Source organism: Alteromonas hispanica (genome assembly GCF_010500915.1).
Taxonomy (GTDB): Bacteria; Pseudomonadota; Gammaproteobacteria; order Enterobacterales; family Alteromonadaceae; genus Alteromonas; species Alteromonas hispanica.
Genome location: NZ_JAAAWP010000012.1, coordinates 76,135 through 86,833, shown reverse-complemented (window position 1 = coordinate 86,833; position 10,699 = coordinate 76,135). Strand labels below are relative to the sequence as shown.

Below are 10,699 nucleotides of genomic sequence, written 5' to 3'. Positions count from 1 at the left end.
CATCAACTTCTTTTAACACCCCAATAATCTGAGATTCTGTATATCGTGATTTTTTCATAGTCGTCTCCTGCATTAATCATTGCAGAAAACTCTAATTATGTCTGTCTCAGTTTAGGGGAAGTGGACAGTCCTACAGTGTTGAGATTTACTGGCGTTGTTATAGAGCCATGGGTGAGTTCAAATGAGCCTGCACTGTTTAATGTCAATCCTCGTGTGCCGTCGAATGTGGCTTGGTCATCATCACCGAACAGCGCATTTTCCATAATAGTGCCGGGAAAGTCATCGCTTGATAATGCGTATTCTACACCATCCACAGTACAGCTTGCGGCTGTATTACAATCACAGTTTGCTAATTCTGTAACGCCAATACACCAAGAAGAACCATCAGAGATATCCACGACTACGTCACTAGATAGCCTGACTGCGTGGCTTCGTGCTTGTTGAAATAGAAAGTAACTATTTTTAGTTGCTCCAGATAATGATAAATTTTGCTGTACATTATTCACTGCAGGCGCTCCCACAGATAAAACGATGCCAATAATGACCACTGCAATCATGAGCTCAAGGAGCGAAATTCCTCGCTGACTTTTCAACATGCCACCAATACCCTTGAATAATTTATAAGACCTATGTAAATCTGGAACTGCACTATGATTAACCGATAAACCAATAGAGCAATGCTTGTATAATAGAAATATTAGACGAATGCATTAAGTATAACCGTATATTAAGTGACAAAAACGTATGAAAAGTAAAAATAGACGTAGATATTGGAATGGCTGGACGTTAGTTGAGTTAATGATAACGGTTGCAATAGTGGGTATTATTGGCGCTATAGCGGTTCCTAGTTATGTGAGCTATATACAGGAATCAAGGCGCCAGGCGGCGCAAAATGATCTGTTACAAATGAAACTAAGGCAAGAGTCGTATCGTTTGGATAATAATAGTTACGCCACTTCGGCTCAACTCGGCGCTCCTGTTTCTGAGCACTACACCTACTCGGTAAGTAATATATCGGCAACTTCTTATACACTAACTGCCACTGCAAAAGGCAGTCAAACCAAAGATACAGCATGTAAAGTAATAACATTAGACCAGTCAATGACTAAAACTCCATCAGTATGTTGGTAAAAAGCATAGATTTTTAGGTATCATTTCAATATACCAATTTTATAATAAGGCAAAGCACATGGATTGGACGTTCACGTCTGAGAACAATTTGGCGACTACCTTTGCCACTATGATTAATCCGTTCTGGCAAGAGCATGTAACAGAAGGTGCGTTTAAAGGCCATGAAGGGTTTTCTATACGCTATGCATTTTGTATTCCCGAGAACCCTCGTTCTACCGTAGTAATTAGCTCCGGACGCATAGAGTCATACCTGAAATATAAAGAGTTTATTTTCGATTTATATCAAAATGGCTTCGCGGTATTCATCCTTGATCACCGTGGACAAGGGCTGTCAGACCGACTAACTCACGACCCGCAGCACGGGTATGTTGATAGTTTTGATGATTACGTTGACGACCTCATCACCTTTGTAAACAACATAGTCAAGCCCAAGCAGCAGGGCGAGCTACAGTTAGTTTGTCATTCCATGGGGGGCGCAATAGGAGCATTGACACTGCTACGCGCTCCAACGCTTTTTTCTAGAGCCGTTCTTGCCTCACCTATGTTTGGTATCAAGCCAGCTCTTCCTAACTGGGTAGCTAATGGGTTGATTCGAACTGGGCTGGCAGTAAACAGAATGAAAAAGCAGCAGTCGGGCTACTTTTTCGGTCAAACTCCTTACATAGCTTTTCCATATTCGCTCAATAAGCTCACTCATAGTAAAACTCGCTACGCACTTTTTAGAACCCTCTACGATGAAGAACAAGACATTCAATTGGGAGGGGTAACCACGGAGTGGCTGTGCGCGGCTCACGAGGCAATGCACAAAATAGAAGATAGCGCCAAGGCTATTACTACTCCCATGTTAGTATTTAGTGCTGATGGTGACAGTATTATTGACAATAAGCGCCAGCGACGAGTTGTACAAAATATGCCAAATGCTGAACTTGAGATTGTTCCGCGCGCATATCACGAGCTATTTACAGAGTCTGACGCATTGAGAGAGCCTACATTAATACGATTATGTGACTATTTATCCCACGGTTTATCAAACGGCGCGTGATATCATAAATTCCTTGAAAGCACTGGTTCCAAGCGAACGCTAGTGCTGCCTTACTCAGTTAATATAAAAATAGAAGCCTAGCATGTTCGACATTGTACTTTATCAACCTGAAATACCGCCAAACACAGGAAACATCATTCGTTTGTGTGCTAACAGCGGTTTCGCTTTGCACCTTATAGAGCCGTTAGGTTTTGAGTGGGACGATAAGCGTGTGCGTCGTGCAGGTCTCGATTACCATGAGTTTGCCCACGTGAAGCGCCATGCGAATTTAGATGCTTATATTGAAGATGCAAAACCGACAAGAATTTTTGCATGTACCACAAAAGGTAAAGCGTTCCATAGCGACGTGAAATATAAAAAAGGTGATGCGTTGATATTTGGCCCCGAAACTAGAGGGTTACCCGATGACTTTATTCAGTCGCTTCCTGAAGGGCAGCGAGTGAGAATTCCCATGTTGCCAGATAGTCGCAGTATGAACTTATCCAACGCCGTATCTGTGTTCGTTTATGAAAGCTGGCGTCAAATGGGGTATGAAGGGGCAAGATAGGCTGCGCGCAAGGCGTCTACCAATCTAGCCCTCGTTTCGTAAGTCTCGCCCTAAAAGCGCAAGGGCAGCTTCTTTCGGGTTTTTGTCGTGGTAAAGGACTGCGTAAATTTGCTCGCAGATGGGCATCTCAACGCCCACTTTTTCCGACAATATATGTACTTCTTCTGTATTGCGGTACCCTTCAACCACTTGACCAATTTCGTCAATAGCCACATCGACGGTTTTGCCTTGGCCTAATGCAAGCCCGAAACGTCTGTTTCGAGATTGATTGTCTGTACAGGTTAACACCAGATCGCCAAGACCGGCCATGCCCATAAATGTTTCGGGATTCGCACCGAGTTTTACGCCCAAGCGGGTAAGCTCAGCTAGACCTCGTGTAATCAACGCGGTTCGCGCATTGGCACCAAAACCCAGACCATCGGCCAATCCTGCGCCGATAGCAATAACATTCTTAACTGCTCCGCCAAGCTGTACGCCGGTAAAGTCTGAGTTTTTATACACTCTAAACGACTTTGCGCAATGGAGCTTCGCGGCAAACTCATCTGCAAACGTATCATCGGTGGATGAAAGCGAAATAGCTGTTGGCAATCCCGCTACCATCTCTTTGGCAAAGGTGGGGCCTGATAAAACGGCTAGGGGATAGTGCGTGCCTAGAATTTCTTCGGCAACTTCGCGCAGCAAGCGCCCTGTTTTTGGCTCTAACCCTTTGGTTGCCCAAATAATTCGGTGATGAGGTTGCAGGAGCGGTTTCAAGCTAGTAAGCATAGCTGCAAATGCATGGCTAGGAACAACAACCAAAATATCTCGACTGGCGGCCACGACATTTTCCAAATTTGCATCTACGTGCAATGCATCAGGAAACGTTGCACCAGGAAGATATCGCGCGTTTTCTCGAGACTGCGCCAACGCCTTCATATGCTCGCTGTCTCGACCCCATAGCAAGGTAGAATTATTATTTCTAGCAAGACAAAAGGCCAGAGCGGTGCCGTAAGACCCCGCTCCCAACACAGAAACTGAGGGCTCAGAAACCGAGGGCACAGAAACTGAGTTTATGCTCACGCCTATTACGCGTCCATCTTAGGCGCTTGACCTTGCTGTTGTTGCTGAGCACGCTTTTGCACATAAGCTGCAAAGATCGCGTCAAAGTTAACTGGAGCAAGATTTAGCGGAGGGAATGTACCGCGGTTGACCAAGTTAGAAATAGTTTCACGCGCATAAGGGAAAAGCATGTTAGGGCAGAAAGAACCCAACGTGTGAGCTTTGTTTTGATCTGGCATTTCGCCAATGGCAAAAATACCCGCCTGCTGAACTTCGCAAAGGAATGCAGTTTCTTCGCCTAATGTTGCGGTAACTGTTACTGAAAGCACAACTTCGTATACGTTCTCTTCAAGTTTATTCGTACTTGTATCAATATCGAGCTTTATTTCTGGCTTCCACTCTTTGGTGTAAATAGCCGGTGCATTTGGCGATTCAAAAGAGATGTCTTTTGTGTAAATGCGTTGAATATTGAACTGTGGTCCTTGCTGAGCTTGCTCGCCTGCAGCTGCACCGTTATTTGTCTGATTTTCGTCAGCCATGGTATTTCCTATTTATTCGTTGTTTTATTTCAATTTATAGCGTTGCTGTCGCGCTGACGCTTTATGCTAAACCCAACATAGGGTCTAATTTTCGTTCGGCTTCTAAAGCCATCATATCGTCACAGCCACCAACGTGGTGTTCATCAATGAATATTTGCGGTACTGTCCAGCCACCATTTGCACGTTCTATCATAACGTCGCGAAGCTCTGGCTGCACGTCGATAGGATATTCAGTAAACTCCACACCCTTTTGTTTTAGCAGCGCTATGGCTCGGTGGCAGAATGGGCAGTGGCGCTTGGTGTAAAGTTCAACTTTGCTCATAAAAGGTTACCTACTTTTTTGAAACGGGTAGGTTAGCGCTTTGCCACGCATTCATCCCGCCTTTTAATACATTAACATTTGCGAAGCCATCTTTTTGCATCGCACTTGCTGTACCACGAGCTTGATTGCCCATAGCGCATACTACGATAATGGGCTTATCTTTACTGTTTTCAAGCTTCTTAAAATTTTTCTCGCGCAGTTCTTCAGGTTTAATCTGTCTCGCGCCAAGAATGTGCCCCGCGTTAAAGTCTTTCGCCGCACGCATATCAAATACCACAGCATCTTCTTTATTTATCAATAATGTTGCCTCGTGGGTACTGAGTTCTTTTACCGATGAGGTAAGCCCGCTGACGTAACTGAATATCAACATGCCCACTAACGCTACCCAAACACCAGCAAGAACAATGTTGTTGCTGGCAAATTCAATAAGTTGATCCATTACTGCTAACCCTGTCTACAGACCTTGAAAAGAGTGCAAAGTATATAGAAAAATTGACGAGAAACCAGCCTGCCGTTTATTGCGATACACTTTGGCATTACGATTTCGTTTAGCTGGTTGATATTACGCCTAAATTGAACTGGGATTATGACAGCGGCTCAGATACACTGAAAATACTCTTGCGTGCTAACGCGTTAAAAGCAACCTCGATTTTTAGGATGGCTTCACCGCTTCTATGGTTTTACGAACTTCACTCTTTACCTTACTCCTTGGGCTGCTTATGCACCTGTCTACGCCAGTTTATGGTCAAGACGCAGCGCAGTCTGAACAAAAAGAGCGGTTAGCTAAATTACAAGCTGAGCTGGTTGCTCGCCAGCAAGTACTGCAAAACAGCAAGGCGAGTGCTGATGAGCTAGAAGGTGTACTTAAACAGTCTGAGTTAGAGATTGCTAAAGTAGCTAAGGCGTTAAGTAACACAAAACAGTCACTAGAGCGTGTAGAAAAAGAGCAAAACGCGCTGCAAAAAGAACAGGCTACTTTAAAGTCAGCCATTCGACAGCAACAGTCTTTATTAGCAAGCCAATTAAAAAGTGCCTTCATGGCCGGTCATTACGATTATGCCAAAATGCTTTTCTATCAAGATGACGCAAAGTCCTTCGAGCGTGTTATTACCTATTACAAGTACGTTGCGAAAGCACGTCAAAAAGAAATCGAGACCTTTCGCGATAACGTGGCACGACTCGAAACAGTAAATGAAGAACTAGTTGAAAAGGCTGAAGCACTTGCACAGCTTAAAGACGAACAAGAAAATCAACGGGCCATACTACTTACACGCCAAAATGACCGTAAAGCCACGCTCAAAAAACTGAATAAAACCATTGCGTCTGAAAGCCAAAAAATAGCCTCACTAAAAGCCAATGAAAAAGCGTTAGTTGATGCCATTGAAAAGGCGCGAATAGCCGCTGAAAGAGCTGCGCGCGAAGCCACAATCACTCTCGATGGGTTGGCTAAATTGAAAGGGCAGTTAGACGCGCCGGTTAAGGGCCGCATTCGCAAACTCTTCGGCAACCGACGCCAAGGACAGGTGCGTTGGAAAGGTATTGTGATTGATGGCGCAGAAGGCGACCCAGTAAACAGTATAGCCCCTGGCAAGGTACTTTATGCCGACTGGTTGCGAGGCTTCGGTTTGGTCTCTATTGTCGACCACGGAGATGGTTACATGAGCGTTTACGGGCATAATCAGGCGTTATTAAAGCAAGCCGGAGACGAGGTGAGGCGCGGGGAGCGTATTGCGCTAGTAGGGCGAAGTGGCGGGCAAGAGTTTCCGAATCTCTACTTTGAAATTCGCCATAAAGGCAAAGCCATTAATCCAACTGCATTTTTAAATTAAAATAGGGCACGTTACTTTGATAACATGCTTCTTTGATAAATGATATGTTGATAATTAGAAGTGCTTTAACGACCTAAAAAAATTTTTTGGTGCTTCAAAATATTTCTGAGCACAAAAAGATTTCCGAGGGCAAAACAAGGCTCCTTACGTTTGCCGGGAAACACGGTCTCCGCCACCGCATAATAAGAAGTAAAAAAAAGAAATTACAAAACAAAAAGCCAAACAAAAATAAAAACAATCACCCTTATTGGATATGGTTAAGTACTCGTGCGTTTTACTATCGTTTTTTTCTTGCTTTTAGCAGGTGGCTGCACAAGCCATTTAGCTGCAGCGAAACCCAGTGTCATTATCATACTCGATGACCTCGGGTACAGGCCTTCGGATATGGCCGCATTTTCACTTCCTAAAGAGGTTGCGTTTTCTATTCTCCCCCAAACGCCACTGTCTGAACACATTGCACAAAAGGCGTCACAAGAAGGCCGGCCGGTTATGCTGCATATGCCAATGCAGGCTACTAATAACAAGTTTATGGGCCCTCTAGGTTTGCATACCGACATGTTCCCAGCAGCAATAACTTTTACGCTGCGCAAGGCAATCAAGAGTGTTCCTAATGCTATCGGCATTAATAACCACATGGGAAGCGCATTTACAGGCCAAGAAGATGCAATGCAGGCGCTTATGAAAGAGGTTAAACGCCAGGGGCTTTTTTTCGTCGACAGTAGAACAACCGTATCGACCAAGGCTCAAGATGTCGCCGAGCGAATAGGGGTGCCTAATGCAAGCCGACATATATTTTTAGACCATCGCAGAGATAAGGCGTTTTTAACTAAACAATTTAAGAAAATGAAGCAAGTCGCCAACCAAACAGGCCACGTTGTTGTTATCGGACACCCACACCCTGAGACCATTGCATTTTTAAAGCAACATTTACCAGATTTAGATGAAGAAGGATTTAACCTGTTGTCGGTGGCAGATTATTTTGCCGCTCAAGAGGAACATGATAACACCCCTTATGCTAGCGACAGTTCAGGTAGCTGTGCTGCAAATAAAAACTGCCCTCAAAAGCGTGAATCTCATAGGGGCGAGCAGTTTATTGCCACCTTTCCAACCGAAACCCTCACTTCATCACCAAAGTAGCAAGCATTAACGTTATTATCACTACACTTAAACGCGTCATTAATAGTGTGGAAAATCCCCTTTATAACAATCCCATAAATAAAAAAGTTAAGCGGTTTGAGAAAAGTTTAATGAGAAGAGATTTTTCATTTCCCCTATTTTGTTATATTATAACGTCTCTGGCGTATTTTTTATTTAAAGGTCTGCATGACTCCAATTGACGACAATCCAGCGAAATTAGACAAACTAGGCATTTGGGTGTCTGGTCTGTGCGCGCTGCATTGCTTGGCGTTGCCTGTGCTCGTGCCCTTATTACCCTTGATTGGATCTTCGTTTTTTGCTCAAGTATGGTTTGAAAGAACGATACTTTCTTTCTCGATCCTTGTGGGAGCAGTTGCCTTAATCAGTGGCGCAACCCGTTATCATGGCCGACTTTACCCCCTTGTGTTACTGCTCACCGGTGGCGTTATTTATTGGTTTAAAGACATTTTTGGTGAGTCATACGAGCCGTTTACCATCGCCTTGGGCGCTTTTTTGATTGTAACTGGTCACTGGCTAAATATGCGCCTTTGCAGACAATGCAAGTGCTGCAAAAATACTGTGCTGTCTAATCACTTATCTACCGAAGCGAAGTAAAATTTATGGTGCTAGCACCGCTAGCGCTATATCGGGCACGTTGGTAAATATTCCTGTAACGCCCCAAGCTTCTAGCTGTTTCATATCTCTAGGTTCGTCAACGGTATAGACGTAAACGTCGAAGCCGTCCAAGCGCGCTTTTTCGACAAAATCCTTTTCTACTGCATCTAACGCAATATTGACTGAATATGCATTCAGCGCACGTGCACTTGCCGTGCAGTCTAGTTCAAAACTTGCGGTGAGAGCGCCAATTTTCACTTCGGGCCATAGCTTTGAAATGTTAGCCAGCCAATGATGGTTAAACGATGAAACGAGAATATGTTCCGGCTGGATATCATTGTTTAAAACAGCTTTTTTTACCTCTCTAACCCAAGAGTCAACGCAGTGAAGATGCTTTATTTCTATATTGCACCATCGCCCTTGTGGCACCGTCTTTAAACTGTCCGATAGTGTGGGAATTCTTTCGCCCTCGCCAATATCCAGTTTGCATAATTCTGTCCACGGGGTATCTAATAAATAACCTGCTTTTCGAGCTCGCCTTAACAATAGCCTATCGTGAAAAACAATAATGCCGCTTTCGTGCTGATAGGTATCAAACTCTATTCCGTCAGCACCTTGTTGAAAGGCAACCTTGAAAGCTTTTATCGTATTCTCAGGAGCTACTTTACTTGCACCGCGATGGGCAAAAATTCGCATTACCGCTCCTATTTATCGGTATCATCAGCCTGATGTAGTTTATGTGCATTAAGCGTTTCATAAACCGAGGCTGACGTTATGAGAATGCCACCAATAAGCGTGCTTAAGGTTGGGCTTTCATCGAGTACAATTATGGCAAGCGCAACACCGTAAAGGGGTTGCATGCAGGCAATAAGAGAAAATGTTTTGGCTCTTAAGTGACGTAAGCTTGCGGCAATTAATGCGTGGGGAAGCGCGGTAAATACTGTGCCTAAAAGTAACAGCATTAGCCAATCGTGTGTTGAGGCTTGAGCAATACTGTTGCCTATTGTTGGTAACATAACAATCGAGATTACGAGTGTCTGCCATGCCATTGCTTTCGCGCCGCTGTACTGTTTGAAATGTTTGCGGTGAATAATGTTTCTGAAGGCGTAAAGCACTGCCGAGGCGATACCAATTAACACCCCAAGTGTAATCTCATTTTCAAGGGTAGACTCGGGCACTATGAGGTATACACCAGCAACAACCGCAAGCGCAGACACTATGTCTTGCCAGACTAACCCTGTTTTTTCAAACAAAGGCTCAATAAGTACGGTTATTACTGGGAAGGTGAAAAGCGCAATCATTCCAACAGATACACCGGCATATTGCATTGCCGCAAAATACGTTACCCAGTGCAGCGCCATCAGTATGCCTAAACCAACGGCAATAGCATAATCACGCTGGCAGTGTAGCTTCACCTTATCTTTTGCTAGAAATAAAAAGGCGAACAACGCTACACAGGCGAATACAGAGCGAATTAGCGTGATATCAATAGCACTAAGAGGGACAAGGCGCGAAAATAGTGCCGTGCCCCCAAGCAGTATTACAGTTAGATGCAGCGATATCAGGCTTTTCTTAACAGCATTCATAAATTAGCTGTCGGTATCATTTATGCCACGTTTCATTGCCATGGGCTCACCCAAACGAGTCACCATACCAGGCGCTAAGTCTTCAAAGTCGATAGTGTCTTTTTCGAAACAAACAACAATTGTAGAGCCCAGTTTAAACCTGCCTAATTCTGCACCTTTCTCAAGCTTTACCGCCGCTTCACTGTCTTTTTCGTACGACCAGTGCTGAACATTCTGACCCGCTGGAGGCGTTACTGTGCCAGCCCAAACGGTTTCGATGCTTGCAACAATGGTTGCACCTACTAACACCATAGCCATTTTGCCTACTGGGGTGTCGAAAATAGCCACCACTCTTTCATTCCGAGCAAATAAGCCAGGGATATTTTGAGCGGTTAGCGGGTTGACAGAAAACAGGTCGCCAGGCACATAAATCATGTCGGTGAGGGTGCCTTCAATTGGCATATGAATACGGTGGTAGTCGCGAGGAGCTAAATACACGGTGGCGAATTTTCCGTTTTTATACGGCGCAGCAATGTCTGGCTTTCCACCGAGCAGGGTTGTCAAACTAAAGTCATGGCCTTTAGCTTGAAAAATGCTGTCGCTGTTAATGTCACCAAATTGACTTACCGTTCCGTCTACTGCATGAATAAGTACGTTTTCATTAGTATCAATCGTACGAGCTTCGGGTTTGAGAGGACGAGTAAAAAATGCATTAAAGCTTCTATAGTGAGTCGGCTCTTCATAGAGGGCTTCCGACATATCGACGTTATACTGTTTAATGAAAAGTTTAATTAATGACGTGGTCACACTTCCCATTTCGGCCGCGGCTAGTTTGCCTACCAAGCGTGAAATAAGGTGCTTTGGGGTGACGTACTGTAAGTTAACTTTAAGCCAATCTAACACTGAAAATTCTCCGTTTTTAAACAAAGGCTTG

At 44.3% G+C, this 10,699-nt stretch carries 14 protein-coding genes; 6 read left to right on the top strand and 8 right to left on the bottom strand.

Going from position 1 to position 10,699, the window contains the following annotated elements:
- Positions 1 to 95: 95 nt before the first annotated feature.
- Positions 96 to 596, bottom strand: coding sequence for a GspH/FimT family pseudopilin (locus GTW09_RS15835; RefSeq protein WP_163112651.1), 501 nt, complete (start codon positions 594 to 596; stop codon positions 96 to 98).
- Positions 597 to 744: 148 nt separating this feature from the next.
- On the opposite strand from GTW09_RS15835, the gene GTW09_RS17710 reads away from it, so the two are divergent.
- The 3 genes from GTW09_RS17710 to trmL all read left to right on the top strand — a co-directional run bounded on the left by GTW09_RS17710 (position 745) and on the right by trmL (position 2,720).
- Complete coding sequence (locus GTW09_RS17710) at positions 745 to 1,131, top strand: type IV pilin protein (RefSeq protein WP_163112646.1); 387 nt, start codon at positions 745 to 747, stop codon at positions 1,129 to 1,131.
- Positions 1,132 to 1,189: 58 nt separating this feature from the next.
- Positions 1,190 to 2,173 carry an alpha/beta fold hydrolase gene (locus GTW09_RS15825; protein WP_163112645.1) on the top strand — a complete coding sequence of 328 codons (984 nt, stop codon included), beginning with the start codon at positions 1,190 to 1,192 and terminating at the stop codon, positions 2,171 to 2,173.
- Between the two features lie 82 nt (positions 2,174 to 2,255).
- On the top strand, positions 2,256 to 2,720 hold the full coding sequence (gene trmL, locus GTW09_RS15820; RefSeq protein ID WP_071978494.1) for a tRNA (uridine(34)/cytosine(34)/5-carboxymethylaminomethyluridine(34)-2'-O)-methyltransferase TrmL: 465 nt from the start codon (positions 2,256 to 2,258) through the stop codon (positions 2,718 to 2,720).
- Positions 2,721 to 2,744: 24 nt separating this feature from the next.
- Here the strand turns inward: trmL and gpsA are convergent, their stop codons facing one another.
- The 4 genes from gpsA to GTW09_RS15800 all read right to left on the bottom strand — a co-directional run bounded on the left by gpsA (position 2,745) and on the right by GTW09_RS15800 (position 5,058).
- Positions 2,745 to 3,779 (bottom strand): NAD(P)H-dependent glycerol-3-phosphate dehydrogenase, encoded by a 1,035-nt coding sequence (gpsA, locus tag GTW09_RS15815; RefSeq protein WP_338024972.1) that lies wholly within the window; start codon positions 3,777 to 3,779, stop codon positions 2,745 to 2,747.
- A gap of 5 nt (positions 3,780 to 3,784) precedes the next feature.
- Positions 3,785 to 4,297 (bottom strand): protein-export chaperone SecB, encoded by a 513-nt coding sequence (secB, locus tag GTW09_RS15810; RefSeq protein ID WP_071978495.1) that lies wholly within the window; start codon positions 4,295 to 4,297, stop codon positions 3,785 to 3,787.
- Positions 4,298 to 4,358: 61 nt separating this feature from the next.
- A complete protein-coding gene (grxC, locus tag GTW09_RS15805) occupies positions 4,359 to 4,619 on the bottom strand; it encodes a glutaredoxin 3 (protein WP_071978496.1) in 261 nt (86 codons plus the stop codon).
- 10 nt (positions 4,620 to 4,629) lie between these two features.
- On the bottom strand, positions 4,630 to 5,058 hold the full coding sequence (locus tag GTW09_RS15800) for a rhodanese-like domain-containing protein (protein WP_071978497.1): 429 nt from the start codon (positions 5,056 to 5,058) through the stop codon (positions 4,630 to 4,632).
- Positions 5,059 to 5,338: 280 nt separating this feature from the next.
- On the opposite strand from GTW09_RS15800, the gene GTW09_RS15795 reads away from it, so the two are divergent.
- The 3 genes from GTW09_RS15795 (at position 5,339) to GTW09_RS15785 (ending at position 8,200) form a co-directional block, all read left to right on the top strand.
- Entirely contained in the window at positions 5,339 to 6,448 is a 1,110-nt protein-coding gene (locus tag GTW09_RS15795) for a murein hydrolase activator EnvC family protein (protein ID WP_232368413.1), read from the top strand.
- 267 nt (positions 6,449 to 6,715) lie between these two features.
- Positions 6,716 to 7,585: a divergent polysaccharide deacetylase family protein gene (locus GTW09_RS15790; RefSeq protein WP_338024971.1), complete on the top strand. Its 870-nt coding sequence runs from the start codon at positions 6,716 to 6,718 to the stop codon at positions 7,583 to 7,585.
- Positions 7,586 to 7,771: 186 nt separating this feature from the next.
- Positions 7,772 to 8,200: a MerC domain-containing protein gene (locus GTW09_RS15785; RefSeq protein WP_071978498.1), complete on the top strand. Its 429-nt coding sequence runs from the start codon at positions 7,772 to 7,774 to the stop codon at positions 8,198 to 8,200.
- Between the two features lie 3 nt (positions 8,201 to 8,203).
- Here the strand turns inward: GTW09_RS15785 and GTW09_RS15780 are convergent, their stop codons facing one another.
- From GTW09_RS15780 to asd, 3 genes are read right to left on the bottom strand one after another with little or no spacing between them, the layout of a single operon-like run.
- Positions 8,204 to 8,896: a glycerophosphodiester phosphodiesterase gene (locus GTW09_RS15780; protein WP_163112643.1), complete on the bottom strand. Its 693-nt coding sequence runs from the start codon at positions 8,894 to 8,896 to the stop codon at positions 8,204 to 8,206.
- Positions 8,897 to 8,904: 8 nt separating this feature from the next.
- Positions 8,905 to 9,786 carry a DMT family transporter gene (locus GTW09_RS15775; RefSeq protein WP_163112642.1) on the bottom strand — a complete coding sequence of 294 codons (882 nt, stop codon included), beginning with the start codon at positions 9,784 to 9,786 and terminating at the stop codon, positions 8,905 to 8,907.
- A gap of 3 nt (positions 9,787 to 9,789) precedes the next feature.
- Positions 9,790 to 10,668 (bottom strand): archaetidylserine decarboxylase, encoded by an 879-nt coding sequence (gene asd / locus GTW09_RS15770; protein WP_163112641.1) that lies wholly within the window; start codon positions 10,666 to 10,668, stop codon positions 9,790 to 9,792.
- Positions 10,669 to 10,699 lie beyond the last annotated feature (31 nt).

Bases quoted from the DNA above. Each gene is read 5' to 3' on its own strand.
- GTW09_RS15835 (WP_163112651.1), bottom strand. From the start codon at position 596: ATGTTGAAAAGTCAGCGAGGAATTTCGCTCCTTGAGCTCATGATTGCA.
- GTW09_RS17710 (WP_163112646.1), top strand. From the start codon at position 745: ATGAAAAGTAAAAATAGACGTAGATATTGGAATGGCTGGACGTTAGTT.
- GTW09_RS15825 (WP_163112645.1), top strand. From the start codon at position 1,190: ATGGATTGGACGTTCACGTCTGAGAACAATTTGGCGACTACCTTTGCC.
- trmL (WP_071978494.1), top strand. From the start codon at position 2,256: ATGTTCGACATTGTACTTTATCAACCTGAAATACCGCCAAACACAGGA.
- secB (WP_071978495.1), bottom strand. From the start codon at position 4,297: ATGGCTGACGAAAATCAGACAAATAACGGTGCAGCTGCAGGCGAGCAA.
- grxC (WP_071978496.1), bottom strand. From the start codon at position 4,619: ATGAGCAAAGTTGAACTTTACACCAAGCGCCACTGCCCATTCTGCCAC.
- GTW09_RS15800 (WP_071978497.1), bottom strand. From the start codon at position 5,058: ATGGATCAACTTATTGAATTTGCCAGCAACAACATTGTTCTTGCTGGT.
- GTW09_RS15795 (WP_232368413.1), top strand. From the start codon at position 5,339: ATGCACCTGTCTACGCCAGTTTATGGTCAAGACGCAGCGCAGTCTGAA.
- GTW09_RS15785 (WP_071978498.1), top strand. From the start codon at position 7,772: ATGACTCCAATTGACGACAATCCAGCGAAATTAGACAAACTAGGCATT.
- GTW09_RS15780 (WP_163112643.1), bottom strand. From the start codon at position 8,896: ATGCGAATTTTTGCCCATCGCGGTGCAAGTAAAGTAGCTCCTGAGAAT.
- GTW09_RS15775 (WP_163112642.1), bottom strand. From the start codon at position 9,786: ATGAATGCTGTTAAGAAAAGCCTGATATCGCTGCATCTAACTGTAATA.